23 protein-coding genes are annotated in these 22,975 nt (G+C 44.9%); 16 read left to right on the top strand and 7 right to left on the bottom strand.

Annotation, left to right across the window (positions count from 1 at the left end):
• Window positions 1-84 precede the first annotated feature (84 nt).
• The 5 genes from pdhA (at window position 85) to K8U60_RS02135 (ending at window position 5,938) form a co-directional block, all read left to right on the top strand.
• Window positions 85-1,197, top strand: a complete 1,113-nt coding sequence (gene pdhA, locus K8U60_RS02155) for a pyruvate dehydrogenase (acetyl-transferring) E1 component subunit alpha (protein ID WP_223633670.1) — start codon at window positions 85-87, stop codon at window positions 1,195-1,197.
• A 3-nt stretch (window positions 1,198-1,200) separates the two neighbouring features.
• Complete coding sequence (locus tag K8U60_RS02150) at window positions 1,201-2,178, top strand: alpha-ketoacid dehydrogenase subunit beta (RefSeq protein WP_223633667.1); 978 nt, start codon at window positions 1,201-1,203, stop codon at window positions 2,176-2,178.
• 28 nt (window positions 2,179-2,206) lie between these two features.
• A complete protein-coding gene (locus K8U60_RS02145) occupies window positions 2,207-3,598 on the top strand; it encodes a dihydrolipoamide acetyltransferase family protein (RefSeq protein WP_223633664.1) in 1,392 nt (463 codons plus the stop codon).
• 5 nt (window positions 3,599-3,603) lie between these two features.
• Window positions 3,604-5,013: a dihydrolipoyl dehydrogenase gene (lpdA, locus tag K8U60_RS02140; RefSeq protein WP_223633662.1), complete on the top strand. Its 1,410-nt coding sequence runs from the start codon at window positions 3,604-3,606 to the stop codon at window positions 5,011-5,013.
• 88 nt (window positions 5,014-5,101) lie between these two features.
• Entirely contained in the window at window positions 5,102-5,938 is an 837-nt protein-coding gene (locus K8U60_RS02135; RefSeq protein ID WP_223633658.1) for a polysaccharide deacetylase family protein, read from the top strand.
• 42 nt (window positions 5,939-5,980) lie between these two features.
• Here K8U60_RS02135 and K8U60_RS02130 read toward each other — a convergent pair whose 3' ends face one another.
• Window positions 5,981-7,450, bottom strand: a complete 1,470-nt coding sequence (locus K8U60_RS02130; RefSeq protein ID WP_223633655.1) for an aminotransferase class I/II-fold pyridoxal phosphate-dependent enzyme — start codon at window positions 7,448-7,450, stop codon at window positions 5,981-5,983.
• A 135-nt stretch (window positions 7,451-7,585) separates the two neighbouring features.
• Here K8U60_RS02130 and K8U60_RS02125 point away from each other — a divergent pair, with 135 nt between their 5' ends.
• Window positions 7,586-8,551: an NAD(P)H-dependent flavin oxidoreductase gene (locus K8U60_RS02125; protein WP_223633652.1), complete on the top strand. Its 966-nt coding sequence runs from the start codon at window positions 7,586-7,588 to the stop codon at window positions 8,549-8,551.
• Window positions 8,552-8,567: 16 nt separating this feature from the next.
• Window positions 8,568-8,846, top strand: coding sequence for a UPF0223 family protein (locus K8U60_RS02120; protein ID WP_223633649.1), 279 nt, complete (start codon window positions 8,568-8,570; stop codon window positions 8,844-8,846).
• 20 nt (window positions 8,847-8,866) lie between these two features.
• Here K8U60_RS02120 and K8U60_RS02115 read toward each other — a convergent pair whose 3' ends face one another.
• A complete protein-coding gene (locus K8U60_RS02115; protein ID WP_223633631.1) occupies window positions 8,867-9,508 on the bottom strand; it encodes a YktB family protein in 642 nt (213 codons plus the stop codon).
• A gap of 171 nt (window positions 9,509-9,679) precedes the next feature.
• Between K8U60_RS02115 and K8U60_RS02110 the strand changes: the two genes are divergently transcribed.
• Window positions 9,680-9,874, top strand: a complete 195-nt coding sequence (locus tag K8U60_RS02110) for a hypothetical protein (protein WP_223633629.1) — start codon at window positions 9,680-9,682, stop codon at window positions 9,872-9,874.
• An 86-nt stretch (window positions 9,875-9,960) separates the two neighbouring features.
• Complete coding sequence (locus K8U60_RS02105) at window positions 9,961-10,752, top strand: inositol monophosphatase family protein (RefSeq protein ID WP_223633626.1); 792 nt, start codon at window positions 9,961-9,963, stop codon at window positions 10,750-10,752.
• 34 nt (window positions 10,753-10,786) lie between these two features.
• Here the strand turns inward: K8U60_RS02105 and K8U60_RS02100 are convergent, their stop codons facing one another.
• Window positions 10,787-10,984 (bottom strand): YlaF family protein, encoded by a 198-nt coding sequence (locus K8U60_RS02100; RefSeq protein WP_223633623.1) that lies wholly within the window; start codon window positions 10,982-10,984, stop codon window positions 10,787-10,789.
• 111 nt (window positions 10,985-11,095) lie between these two features.
• Here K8U60_RS02100 and typA point away from each other — a divergent pair, with 111 nt between their 5' ends.
• Together typA and K8U60_RS02090 are read left to right on the top strand one after the other, a co-directional pair.
• Complete coding sequence (gene typA / locus K8U60_RS02095) at window positions 11,096-12,943, top strand: translational GTPase TypA (RefSeq protein ID WP_223633619.1); 1,848 nt, start codon at window positions 11,096-11,098, stop codon at window positions 12,941-12,943.
• Window positions 12,944-12,967: 24 nt separating this feature from the next.
• Window positions 12,968-13,297, top strand: coding sequence for a YlaH-like family protein (locus tag K8U60_RS02090; RefSeq protein ID WP_223633616.1), 330 nt, complete (start codon window positions 12,968-12,970; stop codon window positions 13,295-13,297).
• On the opposite strand, the gene K8U60_RS02085 is transcribed toward K8U60_RS02090, so the two are convergent.
• The 3 genes from K8U60_RS02085 to K8U60_RS02075 are packed head-to-tail and all read right to left on the bottom strand — an operon-like array spanning window position 13,291 to window position 14,462.
• The gene (locus K8U60_RS02085; protein WP_223633611.1) at window positions 13,291-13,740 is read right to left on the bottom strand and encodes a hypothetical protein; all 450 of its coding nucleotides are present in this window, start codon (window positions 13,738-13,740) and stop codon (window positions 13,291-13,293) included. The genes K8U60_RS02090 and K8U60_RS02085 overlap by 7 nt on opposite strands.
• The gene (locus K8U60_RS02080) at window positions 13,740-13,943 is read right to left on the bottom strand and encodes a YlaI family protein (RefSeq protein WP_223633595.1); all 204 of its coding nucleotides are present in this window, start codon (window positions 13,941-13,943) and stop codon (window positions 13,740-13,742) included. The genes K8U60_RS02085 and K8U60_RS02080 overlap by 1 nt, the downstream gene beginning before the upstream one ends.
• 12 nt (window positions 13,944-13,955) lie before the next feature.
• Window positions 13,956-14,462: a peptidyl-prolyl cis-trans isomerase gene (locus tag K8U60_RS02075; protein WP_223633592.1), complete on the bottom strand. Its 507-nt coding sequence runs from the start codon at window positions 14,460-14,462 to the stop codon at window positions 13,956-13,958.
• Window positions 14,463-14,629: 167 nt separating this feature from the next.
• Here K8U60_RS02075 and K8U60_RS02070 point away from each other — a divergent pair, with 167 nt between their 5' ends.
• From K8U60_RS02070 to pyc, 3 genes are all read left to right on the top strand, one after another.
• Window positions 14,630-14,911 (top strand): Fpa/YlaN family protein, encoded by a 282-nt coding sequence (locus K8U60_RS02070; RefSeq protein WP_058384833.1) that lies wholly within the window; start codon window positions 14,630-14,632, stop codon window positions 14,909-14,911.
• A gap of 73 nt (window positions 14,912-14,984) precedes the next feature.
• Window positions 14,985-16,151 carry an FtsW/RodA/SpoVE family cell cycle protein gene (locus K8U60_RS02065; protein ID WP_223633589.1) on the top strand — a complete coding sequence of 389 codons (1,167 nt, stop codon included), beginning with the start codon at window positions 14,985-14,987 and terminating at the stop codon, window positions 16,149-16,151.
• 15 nt (window positions 16,152-16,166) lie between these two features.
• On the top strand, window positions 16,167-19,607 hold the full coding sequence (pyc, locus tag K8U60_RS02060; RefSeq protein WP_223633586.1) for a pyruvate carboxylase: 3,441 nt from the start codon (window positions 16,167-16,169) through the stop codon (window positions 19,605-19,607).
• Window positions 19,608-19,641: 34 nt separating this feature from the next.
• Here pyc and K8U60_RS02055 read toward each other — a convergent pair whose 3' ends face one another.
• Window positions 19,642-20,559, bottom strand: a complete 918-nt coding sequence (locus K8U60_RS02055; protein ID WP_317851895.1) for a COX15/CtaA family protein — start codon at window positions 20,557-20,559, stop codon at window positions 19,642-19,644.
• Between the two features lie 346 nt (window positions 20,560-20,905).
• Here K8U60_RS02055 and cyoE point away from each other — a divergent pair, with 346 nt between their 5' ends.
• Entirely contained in the window at window positions 20,906-21,823 is a 918-nt protein-coding gene (gene cyoE, locus K8U60_RS02050) for a heme o synthase (protein ID WP_223633581.1), read from the top strand.
• Window positions 21,824-21,872: 49 nt separating this feature from the next.
• Window positions 21,873-22,955: a cytochrome c oxidase subunit II gene (coxB, locus tag K8U60_RS02045; protein ID WP_223633579.1), complete on the top strand. Its 1,083-nt coding sequence runs from the start codon at window positions 21,873-21,875 to the stop codon at window positions 22,953-22,955.
• The last annotated feature ends 20 nt before the right edge of the window (window positions 22,956-22,975 follow it).

Raw genomic sequence — 22,975 nt, 5'->3', positions numbered from 1 at the left:
TAACGTATACTGATAAAGAATGTGCAATTGTATCATAAACAATGGGTAATTATTTTAATACAGATAAAAAGGAGAGTTGCTTTTATGGCTGCGAAAAAATCACAGCAGTTCGATCCAGTGGAAACGCTTAATGCAATCGAAGAAAAGTTTGAAATGGTTCAGATTTTGAACGAAGAAGGCAAAATCGTCAATGAAGAGGCAGACCCGAAACTATCGGATGAAGATCTTCAGGAATTGATGACTCGTATGGTGTATACGCGAATCCTTGATCAGCGTTCTATTTCATTAAATCGTCAGGGACGCCTTGGATTCTATGCTCCGACAGCAGGACAGGAAGCTTCTCAATTGGCCTCTCATTTTGCTTTGTCGAAAGAAGATTTCATTTTGCCGGGTTATCGTGATGTACCGCAATTGATCTGGCATGGATGGCCGCTTCACCAGGCATTTCTTTTCTCCCGTGGGCATTTCATGGGGAATCAAATGGCTGAAGGCTTGAATGTTCTGCCGCCGCAAATCATCATCGGCGCTCAGTTCATCCAGGCTACGGGCGTTGCGCTGGGTATGCAGAAGCGCAAAAAAGAAGCTGTTGCAGTAACTTACACAGGAGAAGGCGGTTCTTCACAGGGCGATTTCTACGAAGGAATCAATTTTGCCGGAGCTTTCCGTGCACCGGCTATCTTTATTGTCCAAAACAATCAATACGCAATCTCGACTCCGCGCGATGCTCAGACAGCCGCTAAAACAATTGCTCAAAAAGCTGTAGCTGCTGGGATCCCGGGTGTCTTTGTCGATGGCATGGATCCATTGGCTGTTTACGCGGTGACGCGCGACGCACGCGAACGCGCAATCAAAGGAGAAGGTCCGACGCTGATTGAAACTTTCTGTTATCGTTATGGACCGCATACGATGGCTGGGGATGACCCGACACGCTATCGTACATCGGATATCGACAGCGAATGGGAAAAGAAAGATCCGCTTGTCCGTTTCCGTAAATACCTGGAAGCGAAAGGCATCTGGGATGAAGCGAAAGAAACTGAAGTAATGGATAGAGCTAAAGAAGAAATCAAAGCGGCAATCAAAAAAGCAGATGGCGCTCCGAAGCAAAAAGTTACAGATTTGCTTGGATTCATGTATGAAGAGCTGCCGTTCAACGTGCAAGAGCAGATGGATATCTATAAAGCAAAGGAGTCGAAGTAAGCCATGGCACAATTAACAATGATCCAAGCGATTACCGACGCTCTGAAAACAGAGATGAAGAACGATGAAAATGTTCTTGTTTTCGGTGAAGATGTAGGAAATAACGGTGGGGTATTCCGTGCAACGGAAGGTTTGCAGAAAGAATTCGGAGAAGATCGTGTCTTCGATACACCTTTGGCGGAATCTGGAATTGGCGGCCTTGCAATTGGTCTTGCTTTGCAGGGATTCAGACCTGTTCCGGAAATCCAGTTTTTCGGTTTTGTTTTTGAAGTGATGGATTCGATCAGCGGCCAAATGGCACGCATGCGTTTCCGCAGCGGCGGGAGCCTGAATTCGCCAGTGACAATTCGTTCGCCGTTCGGCGGCGGTGTCCACACACCAGAAATGCATGCTGATTCATTGGAAGGATTAATGGCGGCTCAGCCAGGGCTAAAAGTAGTCATTCCGTCTACACCGTACGATGCAAAAGGTTTGTTGATTTCAGCAATCCGCGACAACGATCCGGTCATTTTCCTTGAGCATATGAAGCTATACCGTTCTTTCCGCCAGGAAGTGCCAGAAGAAGAATATACGATTCCTCTCGGTAAAGCGGATGTGAAACGTGAAGGCAAAGATTTAACGATTATCGCTTACGGCGCAATGGTGCAGGAAAGTATCAAAGCGGCAGAAGCACTTGAAAAAGAAAACTACTCGGTTGAAGTGGTTGACCTTCGCACCATCCAGCCGCTTGATATTGAAACAATCATCGCTTCTGTAGAAAAAACTGGACGCGCTATGGTCGTTCAGGAAGCTCAAAAACAAGCTGGAATCGCAGCGAGTGTCGTGGCTGAAATCACAGACCGTGCAATTTTGAGCCTGGATGCACCGGTTCTTCGCGTAACCGCGCCGGATTCCATATTCCCATTCTCACAAGCAGAGCAAGTTTGGCTTCCGAATGCGAATGATATAGTAGAGACAGCTAAAAAAGTACTTACGTTTTAAAATAGACAGAAACGGAAGGGTGAAATATATGGCTTTTGAATTTCGTTTGCCTGATATCGGAGAAGGTATCCATGAAGGTGAAATCGTAAAATGGTTCGTAAAAGCAGGAGATACAATCGAAGAAGACGATATTCTTGTTGAAGTGCAAAATGACAAGGCGGTCGTTGAAATTCCATCACCGGTTTCAGGAACAGTTGAAGAAGTATTGGTGGAGGAAGGGACAGTTGCTGTAGTAGGCGATGTTTTGATCCGTATTGATGCACCTGATGCTGATGGTGGAGAAGATGAAGAGCAAGGCGATAAAAAAGAAGCCGCTCCTGAAGTGAAGGAAGAAACGGAAGAGCAGGTTCAATCAGGTACAGCCGAATCCGGGCAAGATGTCGAAAAAGCTCCGGCCGAAGATGGCAAGCCTGAAGAGAAGACTGGCGCTGGAGCTCAGCCGCAAGCGGATGCTAAAGAAGAATCTGATCCAAATGCGCGCGTCATTTCTATGCCGTCTGTCCGCAAGTTTGCGCGCGACAACGATGTGGATATCAAACAAGTTTCAGGATCCGGCAATAATGGCCGCATTCTAAAAGAAGATGTGGAAGCCTTCATGAAAGGTGACCAAAAAGCGGCAACACCTGCAGCTTCTGAGGAAGCACCACAGGAAGCGGCAGAAGAAAGCACTGAAAAAGCTGCAGCGGCACCAAAAGCTGCGGCAGCTCCTGAAGGGGAATTCCCTGAAACCCGTGAGAAAATGTCCGGTATCCGCAAGGCGATCGCTAAAGCAATGGTCCATTCAAAACATACCGCTCCTCACGTAACTTTGATGGACGAAGTGGATGTCACTGAATTGGTGGCACACCGCAAAAAGTTCAAGGACATTGCTGCAGAAAAAGAAATCAAACTCACTTATTTGCCATATGTGGTGAAAGCGCTGGTCAGCACATTGCGTGAATTCCCAGCCTTGAACACATCATTTGATGATGAAACAAGCGAAGTTATCCAGAAGCATTACTTCAATATCGGTATTGCAGCCGACACAGAAAAAGGCTTGATGGTACCTGTCATCAAAAACGCAGACCGTAAATCCGTATTCGCCATTTCCGATGAAATCAACGGGTTGGCAACAAAAGCGCGTGATGGTAAATTATCTGCTGCTGAAATGAAAGGCGCTTCATGCTCGATTACGAATATCGGTTCTGCCGGTGGGCAATGGTTCACGCCGGTTATCAACCATCCGGAAGTGGCAATTCTTGGAATTGGTCGGATTGCAGAAAAGCCTGTAATTAAAAATGGTGAAATTGTAGCGGCACCTGTGTTAGCATTATCATTGAGCTTCGATCACAGAATGATCGATGGAGCAACAGCACAACACGCGTTAAATCACATTAAACGTTTATTAAGTCAACCTGAATTACTATTAATGGAGGCGTAAAACTTATGGTAGTAGGAGATTTTCCGATCGAAACAGACACGCTTGTAATCGGCTCAGGCCCTGGCGGTTATGTTGCAGCTATTCGCGCAGCACAAACTGGCCAAAAAGTAACAATCGTTGAAAAGGAATATATCGGCGGCGTTTGCTTGAATGTCGGTTGTATCCCTTCAAAAGCGATGATTTCTGTTGGGCACCGTTTTGAGGAAGCTCAACATTCAGAAGATATGGGGATCGTTGCCAAAGAAGTTTCACTCAACTTTGAAAAAGCACAGGCATTTAAAGATGGCGTCGTGAAGAAATTGACTGGCGGTGTTGAATCTCTTCTTAAAGGCAATAAAGTCGAAATCCTTCGTGGAGAAGCCTATTTCGTTGATGAAAATACAGTTCGTGTGATGGATGACAATTCAGCGCAGACGTATAAATTCAAAAATGCAATTATCGCTACTGGGTCTCGTCCTGTTGAAATCCCGACGTTTAAATTTACAAAACGCGTGATTAATTCAACTGGAGCTTTGGCACTTACTGAGCTTCCTAAAAAACTTGTCGTTATCGGCGGCGGTTATATCGGTACAGAGCTTGGTACTGCATTTGCAAACATGGGTTCTGAAGTAACGATTCTTGAAGGCGCTCCTGATATCTTAGCTGGATTCGAAAAACAGATGACAGCAATCGTTAAAAAAGGATTGAAGAAAAAAGGCGTAGAAGTCATCACTAAAGCATCGGCTAAGGGTGTAGAGGAAACTGATTCAGGCGTTAAAGTTACTTATGAAGCAGGCGGGGAAGAAAAAACGCTTGAAGCTGATTATGTTCTTGTAACGGTTGGCCGTCGTCCGAATACAGACGAAATGGGTCTTGAAGAAGTGAACGTTAAAATGACGGACCGTGGTTTGATTGAAGTCGATAAGCAATGCCGCACGAACATCCCGAATATCTATGCAATCGGTGATGTAGTGGCAGGACTTCAGTTGGCTCATAAAGCTTCATATGAAGGCAAAATTGCTGCAGAAGCAATTGCAGGCGAGAAGTCTGAAGTTGATTATATGGCTATTCCGGCTGTCTGCTTTACAGATCCGGAACTTGCAAGCGTAGGTTTGTCTGAAGAACAGGCAAAAGAAGAAGGATTCGAAGCTGCGGCTGCGAAATTCCCATTCGCTGCAAACGGCCGTGCTCTTTCATTAAACGCAACTGAAGGATTCGTGAAACTGGTTTCACGCAAATCTGACGGCTTGCTGTTAGGAGCACAGATCGTTGGAGCCGGCGCATCAGACATGATCGCTGAGCTTGGCCTTGCAATCGAAGCTGGAATGACAGTGGAAGATATCGCAATGACCATCCATGCGCATCCGACACTTGCTGAAATTACAATGGAAGCTGCAGAAGTAGCTCTTGGAACACCGATTCATATCGTTAAATAACTGATAGGAAGCCGCTTATGCGGCTTCTTTTTTTTTGGAAAAAATGAGCTAGCCATGGTAAGATTTGTTTAGAAATGGGGTGGTCGTATTGATACATAAACGATGGATGATACTTGCAGCTACGCTGATTTTACTGGCTGCGTGCAACGGAGAAAACGACAAACCATCAGTTGAAGAGAAAGAACCCGTTGTAGATCAAACAGCAATTGAAGAAAAAGCTGAAGAAAGTGAAAAAGCAGCTGAACCGAAGGAGGAAAAAAAAGAACAAGAGACTCAAGAAGTGGCAGTGGCCGAACCGCAATACCGCGTCAATACTGCTAATTGGTCCGTGCAGCCAATAGCAGATGCTGCAGAAAAAGTCGTACTGGTGACAATTGATGATGCACCGGACAAACACGCTATGGAGATGGCGGAAACCTTGAAAAACCAAGATATCCCAGCGATCTTTTTCGTCAATGGGCATTTTTTGGACACGGATGAAGAAAAGCAGCAATTGAAGCAGCTTCATGAAATGGGTTTTGCAATCGGCAATCATACCAACAGCCATCCGAACTTAAAGGATCTTACTGAACAACAGCAAAAGGAAGAAATTCTGCAATTGAATGAAACGATCGAAGGGATCATCGGTGAAAAGCCGAAATTCTTCCGGGCACCACATGGAGCGAATACGGATTTCAGCAAACAGCTTGTTCAGGAGCAGAAAATGGTCCTCATGAATTGGACATATGGCTATGATTGGGAACAGCAGTACCGGGATGCCCAATCCTTAACAGACATCATGGTCAATACCGAGTACTTAAACAACGGCGCCAATCTTTTAATGCATGACCGCGAATGGACGTCAGAAGCCCTTCCAGGCATCATTCAGGGCTTGAAGGATAAAGGCTATGGCTTTGTAGATCCGGCAGCAATAGAAGGCATTTAAAAAAGATCCAAGAGCATCGGCTCTTGGATCTTTTTGTGGTTCTTACCTGATCGCCTGCTGCTCCTTGATGACGCGCAGCATCTGCAATGTATCGTCTTCCGGCCCCTGGACAGGCAAACCGGCAGCGACGTTCATGTGGATGTAATTGATGTTTTCTTCGGTAATGATTTCCCCAGGAATGAAAATAGGGATGCCCGGCGGATAGACCATGATGAATTCAGCTGAAATGCGGCCGACAGCATCATTGATTGAAATGACTTCGGTAGTCGCGTAGAAAGCGTCTCGTGGTGTCATAGCAAGCCGTGGAATATCCGGCAGCAGAACGACAGGTTCGATGACAGCGGCCTCACTGTCGAATGCTTCGCTCATGCGCTGAAGAGCATTTAACAGCAGATTCAATTCCTTGCGGGTGTCGCCGATTGTCACCAGGCAAAGAATATTATACAAATCGGAAAGTTCGATTTCGATATTGGCGTTTTCCCTCAGCCATTCCTCAGCTTGATGCCCGGTGATGCCCAGGTTTTTAACGCTGATCAACAGCTTCGTCGGATCCATGTCGAAAGTGGCTGACGAATTCAATACCTCTTTGCCGACGCAGTGCAGATGTGGAATCTTATTGATGCGTTTGCGGGCGTCCTGAGCCAGGCGGATGGCCTGGTCGATCAGGTCAAAGCCATGAATCGCCAATTGGCGGCGAGCAGTGTCAAGGGATGCCAGAATCGGATATGAAGTCGAAGTTGTCGTCAGCATCGATAGCGTGGACTGGACGCGTTTAGGTGAGACCAGGCCTTCCCGTACGTTGAGTACTGAACTTTGTGTCATGGATCCACCAAGCTTGTGGACAGAAGTTGCTGCCATATCCGCTCCTGCCGCCATCGCGGAAATTGGGAGGGATTTATGGAAATGGATGTGGACGCCGTGTGCTTCATCGACCAAAACAGGTACATTGCGTGAATGGGCGATATCGACAATCCGCTTCAAATCAGCGGCTACGCCGAAATAAGTAGGATTAATGACCAGCACCGCTTTGGCATCAGGGTATTCGTTCATCGCCTTTTCTACAGCTTCTGCAGAAATGCCGTGGGAGATTCCGAGTTCCGGATCAACTTCCGGATGGATGAAAATCGGAATGGCGCCGGCAAAGACTATGGCCGACATAATGGATTTATGAACATTTCGCGGCACGAGTATCTTGTCGTTGGGACCGACCACACTCAAAATCATGGTCATGATGGCACCGCTTGTACCCTGTACCGAAAAGAATGTATGATCCGCGCCGAATGCTTTGGCAGCCAGTTCCTGCGCGTCTTTAATGGCACCTTTTGGAGAATGTAAATCGTCCAGCGGGGCGATATTAATCAAATCAATGGATAAAATATTATCGCCGACAAATTCCCTGAATGCAGGATCGACGCCTTGGCCCTTTTTGTGGCCAGGAATATGGAATTGGATCGGGTGCCGGTTTCGATGCTTCAAAAGCGCATCAAATAACGGAGTTTCTAATTGAGACAATGATTAGCCCACCTCACTTAATAAAATGAAAACAAAAAGAATTATAGCATGATGCCATGGCCTATAGTAAAAAATAAAAGGATTTTCTGTGGTGGAAGCGAATACATGACATACAGAGAGAAAAGGAGTGAGTTCATGGAATTCAAAACGAGGGTGACTGAGCTATTGAACATCCGCTATCCCATTATTCAGGGAGGCTTGGCATATTTAGCTTATGCAGAATTGGCGGCAGCTGTTTCAAACGCAGGTGGGCTGGGACAAATTACGGCGATGAGCCTTTCTACGCCTGAAGAGCTGCGGAAAGAAATTCAAAAAGTAAGAGAATTGACGGACAAGCCTTTTGGTGTTAATTTTGCGATTGGCGATCATGGCCGTGCATTTTCGCATATGCTAGATGTGGCGATCGAAGAAAAGGTGCCGGTCGTCTCGATGACAGGCGGAAATCCGACCCCGATATTCGAGCAGCTAAAAGGAACGGATATCAAAAAACTGGTCCTTGTGGCTGCCAGGAGACAGGCTGAAAAAGCGGAAAGCCTCGGGGCGGATGCTGTGATGGTCGTGGGGCACGAAGGCGGCGGACATTTAGGGCGTGACGACATCGGTACGATGGTGCTGATTCCGCAGGTAGTCGACGCTGTGAACATTCCGGTCATCGCTTCGGGCGGGATCGGAGACGGACGCGGTTGGATGGCGGCTCTTGCCCTCGGTGCTGAAGGCATTGAGATGGGGACGCGCTTTATCGCCACCAAAGAATGTGTCCATGCTTCAGAAGCTTATAAAGAGCAGCTGATCAACAGTTCTGAAAACGATACAGTCATCATCAAGCGAAGCATCGGCGCACCTGCTAGGACATTGCGGAGCAGCTGGACGGATAAAATTCTCGAGATTGAAAGCAAGACGCCGACCTATGAAGCCTTGAAAGAATACATCAGCGGTGAAGCCAATAAGCGATTCATCTATAATGGAGAAAAGGATCAGGGCTTCGGCTGGGCCGGACAAGTGACGGGATTGATCAAAGACGTGCCGACAGTCCAGGAACTGATTGAGGAAATGGTCCGACAGGCTGAAGAAATCCGGAAAAAATGGTCAGCCACTGAATGAAAAGAGGGGTGAAAAGATGGATTATTCCTATCCATTTTCAATTGAATGGACAACAGAAGAAATCATTGATGTCGTCAGTTTTTTCGAAGGCATCGAACGGGCATATGAAAAAGGCATCAGCAGACAGGACCTCTTGACGCGTTACCGGAAGTTTAAGCAAGTGGTACCTGCAATTTCAGAAGAAAAAACCTATTTCCGCGAATTCGAAGAAGAAAGCGGCTATGCATGTTTCCCAGCCATAAAAGAAATGAAGGCAGGAACCGGCGACGAAATCATCAAGGTGAATAAGATCTAGCAGAAAAAGAACCTGCAGCCTCAGCGGCTGACAGGTTCTTTTATTGGTTGGAGCAAAGTATGGTAAACAGGAAGAAGGGCCTCGAAAGTTTCTTCAGCAAATCGGAGAAACTGTTCTTTCGTTAAAGAAGCAGCCTGTTCTCTACACAAATGCCGCCCGATAACAAATTCTCCTTTTTTGACATCACGCAGGCGGATCAATAATTTTTCGATGCCTTCTTCCCCTAATTCGATTAAGGAATCGGCCTGGGGTTTCATATGGTCCCCGGAAGCGGCAAAGTCTCCTGATAAGAGGTCCAATACTTCGGAGTGCAGAAGGTTTTCAGCCATTGTGGATTTATTGGGCGCTTCGTAAATTACAGCCAAAATAACGAATACATGGCTTTCCCACATGCCAATCTGAAAATGGGGAACTGCTTTATAGCCTCTTTTGTAAGGAGCAAAAGCCACCCAGCTATCATTGGGGGGATTGACCGTCCTCCTCATATGCTTTGCTACATGAGGGAAAAACTCATCTCCGGTTTTTCCAGAGAAGAAAGATGAGAACTCAGTCCCTAGTTCCTGGAACTTCGGACGGACATATTCCGTGAGTGCTGACATCCTGGCATCGAGGCCAGGAGTGTTGAAAACTTCGAAATCCTGGTCATTCCAATAAGGCTTCAAGTAAATATCCTCCTTTAATTTAGGTAATCAGGTTTCATTTTAACGAAGTTTGGGAAAAAAGAATATAAATACGTTTCTGCCAATGGATTTCATTAAAGAAAAGTGGTATTATAATACTTGTAACACGATTAGTCAGAATTTTCGGAGTATGATGAGAAAGGGGTGCTCATTATGAAACAGATGATTCAGATAATCCGCAAAGCGGATGTAGAGAAAGAATATGTACATGTGCTGAAATTAGAACTTGATTATGAACTTGCTTCATTATTTGATGCGATGCAGCAGAAAGACGATCATCAAATCTCAAAAAGCAAGCAGCGGCTTCAAGAGATTCACGTAGAACTGGAGGCCCTTCATGCGCTCTAATACGTCTATACATTAAAGGCATCTGCTGAAGTAAGACAGCAGATGCCTTTTTCGTTATACTGTAACAAATGAGGAGGGATACATACATGGATTTACATGCTATGGATTTATACATAAAATCACTGATCAAAGAAGCGGGGCATCGGATCCGCAATTCGTTTTTGACTGATATCACCATCGAATCAAAATCAAACGCCAACGATTTGGTGACGAATATCGACAAGGAAATCGAGCAATTTTTTATTGGACGTATCCGCAGGGACTTTCCGGGACATCGGATCTTCGGAGAAGAAGGGTTCGGCGACGATATCCAAAGTTCGGAAGGGGCCATCTGGCTGCTCGATCCGATTGACGGCACGATGAATTTTGTTCATCAGAAACGCAATTTCGCTATTTCACTTGGCATATATGAAGACGGAATCGGCAAACTTGGCTATATCTATGACGTTGTTAATGATGATTTATATCACGGGATAAAGGATGGAGGCGCTTATTACAATGATGAGCAGCTGAGACCTCTGATGGAAACGGTGATAACTGAATCGATCGTCGCTATGAATGCGACGTGGGCAGTGCCGAACCGCTATCTGGACCATGAAGCAACCATCCAATTGATCCGCGACGTACGGGGCATGCGTTCTTACGGATCTGCTGCACTGGAGCTTGCCTATTTAGCAAGCGGACGTGTCGATGCCTATATTTCCATGAGATTGTCACCATGGGATATTGCGGGTGGCATGGTCATTGCGCAGGAAGTTGGTGCGGTCACTACGAACTTCAAAGGCGACCCGGCGAACTTATTGAAACAGGATACGTTTATCGCCGCTAATCCGGCTATTCACCAGGAGCTGTTGAAAAAATATATCAAAATCAAGTAAAAAAAGATGCGGATTTCCGCATCTTTTTTTATACTTATAGTAATCCGGCTTCCCGCATTTCTTTTTTCTTTTTGAAGCCCATGCCCATGACCAGACCCAATAGCAAGATTGCTGCGAATATGCCCAAGACACTGCGCAGGCCAATAGCCAAACCGATTCCGACCATCGCCACAATTGCTGCCAAGGAATACAGTACAAAAATCCATTTTATGTTTTTAACTAAGCTTATCACGCGATTTTCCTCCTGTAGCTTATTGCCTGAAATAAAATCTTAGGGTTTTACACCTATATGTGCTATACTAGCACAGTTATAGGCATGAAAAAAGAATATTGGAGTGAAAATATGACTAACTTACGTAACGACTTAAGAAACATTGCAATTATTGCCCACGTTGACCATGGTAAAACAACTTTGGTGGACCAACTTCTACAACAATCCGGAACTTTCCGTTCAAATGAACACGTTGATGAACGTGCTATGGACTCGAATGATATTGAAAGAGAACGCGGAATTACAATTCTTGCGAAAAATACTGCGATCCAGTATAAAGACGCTAAAATCAACATTCTGGATACTCCTGGACACGCTGATTTCGGCGGAGAAGTTGAACGTATCATGAAAATGGTAGATGGTGTCCTTTTAGTAGTCGACGCTTATGAAGGCTGTATGCCACAGACACGTTTTGTTTTGAAAAAAGCTCTTGAGCAGAACTTGAAACCAATCGTTGTCGTCAACAAAATTGACCGCGACTTCGCACGTCCTGAAGAAGTGGTTGATGAAGTTATCGAATTGTTCATCGAGCTTGAAGCAAATGACGACCAATTGGAATTCCCGGTTATCTTTGCATCAGGTATGAATGGTACAGCAAGCCTTTCTGCTGATCCTGCAGACCAGGAAGAAAATATGCAGGTCATTTATGATGCCATTTTGGAACACGTCCCAGCGCCCATCGATAACAGAGATGAGCCACTTCAGTTCCAGGTTGCTCTACTTGACTACAATGACTATGTTGGACGTATCGGTATCGGCCGTGTATTCCGCGGGACGATCGAAGTCGGACAGTCTGTAGCATTGATGAAACTTGATGGAGCAGTGAAAAACTTCCGAGTTACTAAAATCCATGGTTTCATGGGACTTAAACGCGTTGAAATCCAAAAAGCTGAAGCTGGCGATCTGATTGCTGTTTCAGGTATGGAGGATATCAACGTAGGTGAAACGGTCTGTCCTGCAGATCATCAGGAAGCATTACCGATCCTGCGCATCGATGAGCCGACCTTGCAAATGACTTTCCTTGTCAACAACAGCCCATTTGCAGGTAAAGAAGGGAAATATATTACGTCAAGAAAAATTCAGGAACGCTTGGATGCCCAACTGGAAACCGATGTTTCCTTGCGTGTGGATCCAACTGATTCACCTGATGCTTGGGTAGTTTCTGGACGCGGAGAACTGCATTTATCGATCTTGATCGAAAATATGCGCCGTGAAGGATTTGAAATTCAAGTTTCAAAACCTGAAGTTATTGTCCGTATGGTTGACGGAGTTCGCTGCGAGCCAGTAGAACGCGTTCAAGTAGACGTGCCTGAAGAATACACAGGAGCAATCATCGAATCCTTGGGTGAGCGTAAAGGCGAAATGTTGGATATGATCAATAACGGAAGCGGACAAGTCCGTCTTGTGTTTAACGTACCAGCACGTGGCTTGATCGGTTACACAACTGAATTCCTGACACAGACACGTGGCTACGGAATCATCAACCATACATTCGACAGCTACCAGCCAGTTGCTTCTGGCCGTGTCGGTGGACGCCGTCAAGGTGTATTGGTATCTATGGAGCGCGGTAAAGTTTCGACTTACGGCTTGATGGGCATCGAAGATCGTGGAACTGCATTTGTTGAAGTCGGTGCTGAAATCTACGAAGGCATGATCGTCGGAGAACATAACCGCGATAGCGACCTAACCGTAAATATCGTCAAAATAAAAGCTGCAACCAACATTCGTTCAGCTAACAAAGACCAGACAACAACAATGAAAAAAGCACGTTTGATGAGTCTTGAAGAAGCGCTTGAATACTTGAATGATGATGAGTATTGCGAAATCACTCCACAAACCATTCGTTTGCGCAAAAAAATTCTTGATAAAAACGAACGTGAGCGTATGGCTAAGAAAAAGAAAGTCGCCATCGAAGAATAAGTGAATGGGAAGGATGTATAGCCCGTGGACGATCAAGCTTTTGTCTATGACAATATGTATCCGGTAGCCCGAGTTCTATACCAGAGTCTGCCGAGTTTTGAAATGGCGGGATACGCATTATTTGCGGTGATTTTCCTGCTCTCGGCATTCGTCTATAAATTAGGGTTTGCTAAGAAGTTATCTATTGGAAAAAATGCAATGATCGGCCTATTCCTGGCTGTCGGTGGTTTAGGGCTCACATTTCTTGCCTTTTTCCTGCCGATAGTGGAAGGGCTCATTATTGCGGCGCTTATACTGATTCTTTACAAAATCCGCCTATGGCGCGAAAAACGCGAAAACGCTGTATCTCATTGAGATACAGCGTTTTTGCGTTCAAAAGTTTTGTAGAGGATCGGCAACAGCAAAGCATATGTGAGATGGGCGAACATCCAATAAAGGAACGCCCCCAAATCAGTGGGAGCCGGCACGTCAGCTTCGACGGCTAGCCAGGATAATAGAAAATAGAGAAACGGGAAAGGGATGGACAAAAGAAGACTGATAATCACCAATTGGCCAAACGAATAGTTGCGTCTTTTTGCCAGATAGACAAAGACCACACCGATGAACAGCGAAATGCTCATGTGAAAAATGAATTCAGTTATCTCTGACCATTGCACATCGCCGATCAACGGAATAAAATCTACGTTCAGTAGAAGGGTATAGACTTGTTCGCCAGTGACGGATTGAATCCATTTCAGTAGAAGACCTAAAATCAACCCGCTCCAAAATCCAATCCAGATGCCTTTTAACAGCTTCATCAGAAGTCATCCTCAATGCTGCGGGAACTGCGGTAAAAGTGGAAAGAACCGGTAGCCAGGCGCTCCTTGGTCCTTTCGGTGATCCGGTCATGGCATTCATTGCACATATGGGTATGGATGGGCCTGTTGCGCAGACGCTTAGCCTGCAAGGTATCATCCACTAATTCCTCAATCTTGTCGCAGATTACGCATTGTACACGCATGGTGAATCACTCCTATTCGAATCGGATGGCTTGGATATCGGTAATGGGATTTTCCTGGTTGGAGCCATCCGGAAGAAGAACATGGACAGGACCGTCTTCTTTCAGGGGCTGGCCTTTTTCACTGAACTTGAAGATTAATTGTTCAGCATGCTCAATTGGAAACTCGAATTCTCCGTGCAAAGTTTCGAAAATCACACGTTTTGTATGTTCGTAAGGTTCCGCATTCAGTAGAAATGGCTTAAACACGATACCGAATGTGCCTGTCAGCATTTCCTTTTTTTCTTTGCTCTTGTAGGTTTTTTCTGAGTTTAAAGTTGGGGGTACGGTGTTGCCTTCCATAATTTCCCGGGACCAGTGTTCGCCCATTCCACGTTTATATTCTTCGAGTTCGTCTTTTTCGATTCGCTCTTCCTGGAAATACGTCTCTAAATTCAATTTCCGGTCATCAAAAATCCACACTGTCGGATCCAGTATCAGCTTAAATTTCACTTCACCTTTAAAAGGTACGATAAATTCCATGGGTAAACCCTCCATTTAAATAATCACTCTTCTAACAGTATACCTTTTTGTGTCAAGTTCCCAAAGGGATTCATCTCTTTCATATAGAGGCTTGCATTTTCCTTGCTTAAAAGATACACTTTAAACAGGAAAATAGAGAAGAAAACTCATAAAATGGGGGAGTCCTCATGGAACATACAGAAGAACAAACATACCATCTAAAGGCTTTAGAACTCCTCAAAGCTGATGCAGAAAAAATCGAGCAGTTAATCAAGGTGCAAATGGATCATTTGACGTTGCCATCTTGTCCTTTATATGAAGAGGTGCTTGACACCCAAATGTTCGGTCTTTCACGCGAAATCGATTTTGCGGTTAAGCTGGGACTCATCGAACGTGAGGCTGGAAAAAATTTAATGGATACGCTAGAAAAGAAACTTTCAATTCTTCACGAAGCGTATACAAATAAATGATCTAAAACTCAAACGAATTTTGTTTGAGTTTTTTTACTAATTCAACATCCATCAAATTAAAAGAGGTATAAAAATGAAATCTTACATCAAGAAGTACGCAAAGTTTTTCGATTATCCTTTACTTATCACTTATTTGGCCTTAACGATATTCGGTTTGATCATGATTTACAGTTCAAGCATGGCCTGGTCGGTCAATTATTATGGCTCAGAGCCAGACCGTTTCTACATACAGCAATTGATAAATCTGGCAATCGCCTTCCCGGTCTTCGCGATTGCTGCTGTTTTTCCGTATAAGCATTTTAAGAAACGCTGGATGATGGTGACCATCTTGACGGTTGTCTTTTCCGGATTGATAGCTGTCCATTTTATCGGTTTCGCAGCCGGCGGCGCCAAAAGCTGGATCAGCCTTGGGTTTGCCAATATACAACCTTCTGAAGTAGCGAAAGTCGGCATCATTTTATACTTGGCCGGAGTCTTTTCAAATAAATACAATAACGGCACCATCAATAAATTAAACGAATCGATTATACCGCCGGTCATTATTTTGACTCTGGTTCTGTTTTCCGTTTTTCTTGAACCGGATCTTGGTTCCATGTTGATCATCGGGGCTGTCGGCTTGTCTGTCATGTCAGCGAGCGGCGTCCGCTTAAAACCGTTTATTCGGCTTGCGGGCATCTTTATTGCAGCAGCATCAGTCTTCATCGTTCCGCTCATGATCTTTGCCGGCGACAGTATCTTTACAGAAAAACGGCTGGGCCGTTTGGATGCTTTCTTTAACCCATTCTCGGATGAGCTGGGTTTTGGTTTTCAGATAGTCAATGGTTACCTGGCAATCGGTTCTGGCGGGTTGAGCGGATTAGGGCTCGGACAGTCCATCCAAAAGTTGGGCTATCTGCCTGAACCCCATACCGATTTCATCATGTCGGTCATTGCTGAGGAGCTGGGCGTGTTGGGTGTCGTATTTGTTTTAGGCGGTTTAGGGTTTATTGTTCTGCGTGGACTTTGGATTGCCATGACGACGCATGATCCGTTGGCCAGAATGCTTGCAGCAGGTGTTGCGAGCATGATCGGAATCCAATCTTTTGTGAATTTGGGTGGCTTGACAGGACTTATTCCATTGACTGGCGTAACACTTCCTTTTATAAGCTATGGCGGAACGTCCGTAATTTTGTTATCTTTAGCTATGGGAGTATTGATGAATGTTTCCATGTTCAACAAATACGAAAAAACCAAAAAGTAAAGGGTGTGCTGCGGTGTGAAGGAGATCAACAAAATCTTGGTGGCCAACCGCGGAGAAATCGCTATACGGATTTTCCGCGCTTGTACAGAACTGAAAATTCAAACAGTTGCGATCTATTCTCAGGAAGACAGTGGTTCATATCACCGCTATAAAGCGGACGAATCCTATTTGGTTGGCAAAGGAAAAAAACCGATCGATGCTTATTTGGATATTGAAGACATTATCCGCATCGCAAAGGATTCCAATGTAGATGCCATCCATCCCGGCTATGGTTTCTTATCAGAAAATGTCCATTTTGCAAGACGCTGTGAGGAAGAAGGAATTGTCTTTATCGGTCCGACTTCACAGCATTTGGATATGTTTGGGGACAAAGTAAAAGCGCGTACGCAAGCAATAGCTGCAGGCATTCCCGTTATTCCGGGTACAGATGGCCCTGTACAGTCGTTGGAGGAAGTTGAAGAATTCAGCAAAACAGCAGGTTTTCCCTTGATGATCAAAGCCTCGCTAGGTGGCGGCGGTCGCGGAATGCGGATCGTTAAATCTCATGAAGAGTTGGCGTCTGCCTATGAACGTGCGAAATCTGAAGCAAAAGCAGCTTTCGGTTCAGATGAAATGTATGTTGAAAAATTTGTTGATAAGCCAAAACACATTGAAGTCCAAATTTTGGGTGATTCAGATGGCAACGTCATCCATTTGTACGAAAGAGATTGTTCGATTCAGCGCCGTCATCAAAAAGTCGTGGAAATCGCACCTTCAAATTCAATCAGTGAGGAATTGCGCAACGAAATTTGTGATGCTGCAGTCAAATTAATGAGAAACATCAACTACATAAACGCGGGAACTGTAGAGTTTCTTGTAGCTAATGATGAATTCTACTTTATTGAAGTAAATCCACGTATCCAAGTGGAACATACGATTACCGAGATGATTACTGGCATCGACATTGTCCATGCGCAGATCCATATTGCGAGAGGGCATATGATCCATAGTGAAGAAGTGGGGATTCCTCAGCAGAGTGATATACCGTTATTCGGCTTTGCGATCCAATCCCGTGTGACGACTGAAGATCCGTTGAATGATTTCATGCCAGATGCAGGAAAATTGATGGTATACCGCTCAGGCGGCGGCTTCGGTGTCCGTCTGGATGCAGGTAATGGTTTCCAGGGAGCGGTCATTTCACCCTATTATGATTCACTTTTGGTGAAAGTCTCCACTTGGGCAGTGACGTTCAAAGAAGCGGCGGCTAAAATGGACCGGAACTTGCAGGAATTCCGGATTCGTGGCATTAAAACAAATATTCCTTTCCTGGAAAATGTGGTAAAACACCAGAATTTCATAAAAGGTGATTTTGATACCAGCTTTATCGACAGTACACCCGAATTGTTCATCTTCCCGGTTCGCAAAGATCGTGGTACGAAGCTATTGAGCTATATTGGAAACGTCACTGTAAATGGTTTCCCGGGTATCGAAAAGAAAAACAAGCCGATCTATGGCGCTCCGAGAAAACCGGAAGTCGATTTATCGGCACCGGCACCAAGCGGTACTAAACAAATCTTTGATCTCCAGGGAGCAGAAGGGTTGACCAAATGGATTCACGAGCAGGAAGATGTCTTGTTGACAGACACGACATTCCGGGATGCCCACCAATCATTATTGGCTACACGCGTCCGTTCGCATGACCTGTTTGGAATTGCCAAAGAAACTGCACGTTTGCAGAGCGATCTGTTTTCATTGGAAATGTGGGGAGGCGCAACTTTTGATGTGTCTTACAGATTCCTGAAAGAAGATCCATGGGAGCGTCTGATCAAACTTCGCCAGGAAATTCCGAACGTATTGTTCCAAATGCTGTTCCGTGGTGCAAATGCTGTCGGCTATAAAAATTATCCCGATAATGTCATCCGTGAATTTGTCCGGAAATCAGGCGATGCGGGAATCGATGTATTCCGTATTTTCGATAGCTTGAACTGGATCAAAGGAATGGAAGTGGCGATTGATGAAGTCCGTCAATCCGGTAAAATCGCAGAAGCGGCGATTTGCTATACTGGGGATATCCTTGACCCGAGCCGTGACAAGTATACGGTTCAATATTACAAAGATATGGCAAAAGAACTGGAAGCGGCAGGCGCTCATATTCTGGCCATCAAAGATATGGCTGGTCTTTTAAAACCGGAAGCGGCGTATCGTTTAGTGTCCGAATTAAAGGATACGGTTTCACTGCCAATCCACCTTCATACACATGATACAAGCGGCAACGGCATCTATCTTTACTCGAAAGCCATTGAAGCAGGTGTGGATATCGTTGATACGGCTCTTGGATCGATGGCAGGTTTGACTTCCCAGCCAAGCTCCAACTCACTTTACTACGCAACAAGTGGAAGCGGCCGTGAAGTTCGAGCGGATGTTAAAGGGCTAGAAAAAATGTCCCATTATTGGGAAGACGTCCGCAAATACTATGTTGACTTTGAAAGCGGCATGAACAGCCCGCATTCTGAGGTTTATGAACATGAAATGCCGGGCGGCCAGTACAGCAATCTTCAACAGCAGTCAAAAGCAGTAGGTCTCGGTCTGCGCTGGGAAGAAGTTAAAACGATGTATTCGCGCGTCAACCTGTTATTCGGTGATGTCGTAAAAGTGACACCTTCTTCAAAAGTAGTCGGGGATATGGCATTATTCATGGTTCAAAATGAACTGGATGAAGAAACGGTCATTTCCCGCGGGAAAACGATCGACTTTCCTGAATCCGTTATTGAATTCTTTGAAGGTTATATCGGTCAGCCGCATGGTGGATTCCCGGAAGAACTGCAGAAAGTCATCTTGAAAGAGCGTGAGCCAATCACAGTTCGTCCTGGTGAACTGTTAGAACCTGCAGATTTCGATGAAATCAAGAAAACTTTGTATGATAAATTGGAACGACCGATCACAAGCCATGAAGTTTTGGCTTACGCACTTTATCCAAAAGTGTTCGAAGAATATACAGCAACCAATGTCCAATTCGGTAATGTATCCGTTCTTGACACGTTGACGTTCTTATACGGAATGAGATTAGGCGAAGAAATCGAAGTGGAGATCGAAAAAGGGAAAACCTTGATGATTAAGATGGTATCAATTGGCGAACCGCAAAAAGACGGAACGCGCATCATCTACTTTGAATTGAACGGCCAGCCACGTGAAGTCAGCATTCAGGACATGACGGTGGAAACGGATAGCACGGCCAAACCGAAGGCAAATCCGACAAACGAAAGCCATATTGCAGCGACAATGCCGGGCACTGTATTAAAAGTGTTGACGGAAAAAGGCGCTAAAGTGAAACGCGGCGATCATTTGCTGGTGACAGAAGCCATGAAGATGGAAACGACTGTCCAAGCTCCGTTCGATGGAACGATCCAAGATATCCATGTAGTTGCCAACGATGGTATTTCTACAGGAGATCTCCTGATTGAAATGGAGAAAAAATAAAAAAATGGCTGGCGCATTTGCGCCAGCCATTTTTTTATGAAGATTTTTTGATTCGGCTGCGTGAGACAAGGAGTACCATGTAGCACAGTAGACCAAAAAGCATGGAGATCAAGAGAGAGTGAAGAAGTGCCACAACTAAATTCAACTTGGTCAGGACAACCAGCATACCGGTTGTCGCTTGAAGAAGCACAATGATGAAAGCGATTGTCCATCCCCAATAGATGACGCGCTGATCCTTGTATTGCTTGATTGCATGCCAGGCGATATAGCCCAGCCAAATGACAATCAGTCCGGCGGCAGCACGATGTCCCATCTGGACCCATTCATACATATTGCCCGGCAATGCAAAATCATCATTCCGGCAAAGCGGCCAATCCGAACAAATGAGGCTTGACTCCGTATGGCGAACCAATGCGCCGGTATAAACCACGATATAGGAATACAAAGTGACGGCTATCGTATGAAAGCGGAGTTTTTTGCCGATCTGCAAACGATCTGCATCAAACTTCCGGTCCACTTCGAAAATCAGCAGCGTCAAAAGCAGGATGGAAGCGAACGACAGCAGGGAAATTCCGAAGTGAAGTGCTAAGATGAAATCACCTTGTCCCCAAAGAACCTGTGCTGCTCCAATCAATGCCTGTAGAACCAGAAAGAAAACGGCCATGATTGCCAAGAATTTTGTTTCCCGGACATGTCCGAATTTTCGCCAGGCCCAAACTGCCAGTATGACGATCAATATGCCGACGACCCCTGTTACAAGGCGGTGGGAAAATTCAATCAGAACTTCAGGTGTGATATTATCCGGAATCAATTTGCCATTGCAATCTGGCCAATTTCGCCCACATCCCATACCGCTGTCGGTCTTGGTGACAAGAGCACCACCCAGAAGAATGAATAACATACCTATAGTAGCCGCAACGGCAAACCATTTTATATATCTATTTTGCTGCAAAATACCACCTACTTTTTCTATAGAAAACTTTTCAACGTCCATCTACCTGCATACTCGATAATAGCGAATGTTTCTTCAAAATACAACGAGAAATCAACAATAGAGGAAACTTTCAAGATTTGGACATAATAAATGGAGCTTCACAAACTGTTCAAAAACTATTATTTTTCTATCTTAAAATAGTGTGACCGTTAAGGTATGATAGGAGATGGATATTTGTGAGACCAATTGCGTGGAAATCATCTCTTTTATCAGGAAATTTCAGTTATATGTAGAAAAACAACTGGAATTTAGATATAGTTATGGTTAGCGGAATATGCTTACAACTTTGAAAGGAGGGACTTATATGTCAAACGGCCGGGCAATGTCTGCAGAGACACACGAAGCGCCGGAAGCGACGACATTCCTGAAAGACTTTTTGGCACTTATTAAAATTGGGATTGTAAATTCCAATTTGATCACGGTCTTCACAGGATTGTGGCTCGCATTCCAGTTTTCCGACAGGCATTTTCTGAACGAGCTGGATATCCTTGTCTATACCATCGTCGGATCAGCACTGATCATTGCGGGTTCTGCAGCTATGAACAACTATATCGATACGGATATAGACCCGTTAATGGAAAGTAAGAAAGCACGTCCGACAGTGACAGGAAGATTCAAGCCATCAGCTGTATTGGCACTAGCTGTTTCTTTCATCGTTATAGGCGAATTGTTTTTGTTTTCCGCTTCTGTATCAGCTGGTCTATTCGGGATTGCCGGAGTTTTAGCTTATGTCGTCTTATATTCCATGTGGTCTAAAAGACGTCATGTCAGCAATACGATCGTGGGGAGCATCTCTGGTGCGATACCGCCGCTGATCGGTTGGGCTGCTGTTGAACCGACACTCGGCACAGGAGCTTGGGCATTATTCCTGATCATGTTCATTTGGCAGCCACCGCATTTCTATGCTTTGGCTATGAAACGGACGGAAGAGTATCGAGCAGCGGGTATTCCGATGCTACCGGTAATCAAAGGTTTTCACCGAACCAAAAAATCGATGCTTGCATGGGTTGTAATGCTTTTCCCTCTGCCATTCCTATTAATGGAACTTGGGACAGGCTTCATCATCTTAGCGACACTTTTGAACATCGGTTGGCTAGTCTTAGCCATTCGTGGATTTAAAGTGGCTGATGACCTGAAATGGGCGAAGACGATGTTCATCTATTCATTGAACTATATGACTATTTTATTTGTGTCAATGATCATTTTCGCTGTCTTTATCTAATGACCATTTCTAAAGAGAAACTATTTAAATGAGAGGGGTATGAAAAGCTATGATGAAAGGAATTAAAAAATGGCGGCTTTTCGCATTAATGACCACATTGCTGGTTTTTCTTGCGGGATGCGGACGTGAAGAGATTTCAACCTTAATACCGGCAGGCAAAGTTGCTCAAGATCAATTTAATCTGTTGATTTTATCATCAGTCGTTATGCTGTTTGTCATTATTGTTGTATCGATTATCTTCGTTTTAGCAATCGTTAAGTTCCGCCGTTCTAAAATGGGGGAAGACATGATCCCCGAGCAGGTTGAAGGAAGCGCGAGATTAGAGTTTTTGTGGACAGCTGTTCCGATTGTCCTTCTTTTGATTCTTGCTGTTCCAACCGTCTATTCAACATTCGATTTGGCTGACGTTTCGACAATGGACGTTCAGACAGAAGATGGCAATTCATCTCATTTGACAGTCAATGTAACCGGAAAACTTTACTGGTGGGAATTTGAATACCCTGAACAAGGAATCGTAACTGCACAGGAATTGGTTGTACCAACTGATGAACGCGTTTACTTTAACTTGATTTCTGCGGATATCAAGCACTCATTCTGGATTCCATCTATTGGCGGTAAATTGGATGTAAACCCGGAAAACGTCAACACTTTCTACCTGGAATTCGATCAGGAATCTTCAGAGCTTGAAGATGGCGTTTTCTATGGTAAATGTGCTGAGCTTTGCGGACCTTCTCATGCGTTGATGGATTTCAAAGTGAAATCTGTGGATCGCGAAGAGTTTGACCAATGGGTTACAGCAATGCAGGAAGAACCGACTCCTGCTGAAGATGCGGTAGCTCAGGAAGGCCAAGAGCTATTCGAACAAAGCTGTATCGCTTGCCACGCCACTTCTGGCGTTGGAGGCACTGGTGGAGTTGGTCCCAACTTGGCAACATTCGGCGACCGCAACCGGATTGCCGGATATTTGGAGCATGATGAAGAAAATCTTAAAAACTGGATTGCAGATCCACAGGAATACAAGCCAGGCAACTTAATGCCTGATCCTGAATCATTGAACGACGGTGAACCATTCACTGAACAACAGCTCGATTCTCTTGCAGCCTATCTAATGGGCCTAACAGTTGAAGAGTAGAAATAAAGCTTAAAAAGGGA

This window comes from Planococcus circulans (assembly GCF_020023385.1).
In the GTDB taxonomy this organism is placed as follows: domain Bacteria; phylum Bacillota; class Bacilli; order Bacillales_A; family Planococcaceae; genus Planococcus.
This window is presented reverse-complemented; position numbering and strand designations above follow the sequence as displayed.

What these genes read in the sequence shown, in the direction of transcription:
- pdhA (WP_223633670.1), top strand. Translation starts at nt 85, where the DNA reads ATGGCTGCGAAAAAATCACAGCAGTTCGATCCAGTGGAAACGCTTAAT.
- K8U60_RS02150 (WP_223633667.1), top strand. Translation starts at nt 1,201, where the DNA reads ATGGCACAATTAACAATGATCCAAGCGATTACCGACGCTCTGAAAACA.
- K8U60_RS02145 (WP_223633664.1), top strand. Translation starts at nt 2,207, where the DNA reads ATGGCTTTTGAATTTCGTTTGCCTGATATCGGAGAAGGTATCCATGAA.
- lpdA (WP_223633662.1), top strand. Translation starts at nt 3,604, where the DNA reads ATGGTAGTAGGAGATTTTCCGATCGAAACAGACACGCTTGTAATCGGC.
- K8U60_RS02125 (WP_223633652.1), top strand. Translation starts at nt 7,586, where the DNA reads ATGGAATTCAAAACGAGGGTGACTGAGCTATTGAACATCCGCTATCCC.
- K8U60_RS02120 (WP_223633649.1), top strand. Translation starts at nt 8,568, where the DNA reads ATGGATTATTCCTATCCATTTTCAATTGAATGGACAACAGAAGAAATC.
- K8U60_RS02110 (WP_223633629.1), top strand. Translation starts at nt 9,680, where the DNA reads ATGAAACAGATGATTCAGATAATCCGCAAAGCGGATGTAGAGAAAGAA.
- K8U60_RS02105 (WP_223633626.1), top strand. Translation starts at nt 9,961, where the DNA reads ATGGATTTACATGCTATGGATTTATACATAAAATCACTGATCAAAGAA.
- typA (WP_223633619.1), top strand. Translation starts at nt 11,096, where the DNA reads ATGACTAACTTACGTAACGACTTAAGAAACATTGCAATTATTGCCCAC.
- K8U60_RS02085 (WP_223633611.1), bottom strand. Translation starts at nt 13,740, where the DNA reads ATGAAGCTGTTAAAAGGCATCTGGATTGGATTTTGGAGCGGGTTGATT.
- K8U60_RS02080 (WP_223633595.1), bottom strand. Translation starts at nt 13,943, where the DNA reads ATGCGTGTACAATGCGTAATCTGCGACAAGATTGAGGAATTAGTGGAT.
- K8U60_RS02075 (WP_223633592.1), bottom strand. Translation starts at nt 14,462, where the DNA reads ATGGAATTTATCGTACCTTTTAAAGGTGAAGTGAAATTTAAGCTGATA.
- K8U60_RS02070 (WP_058384833.1), top strand. Translation starts at nt 14,630, where the DNA reads ATGGAACATACAGAAGAACAAACATACCATCTAAAGGCTTTAGAACTC.
- K8U60_RS02065 (WP_223633589.1), top strand. Translation starts at nt 14,985, where the DNA reads ATGAAATCTTACATCAAGAAGTACGCAAAGTTTTTCGATTATCCTTTA.
- cyoE (WP_223633581.1), top strand. Translation starts at nt 20,906, where the DNA reads ATGTCAAACGGCCGGGCAATGTCTGCAGAGACACACGAAGCGCCGGAA.
- coxB (WP_223633579.1), top strand. Translation starts at nt 21,873, where the DNA reads ATGATGAAAGGAATTAAAAAATGGCGGCTTTTCGCATTAATGACCACA.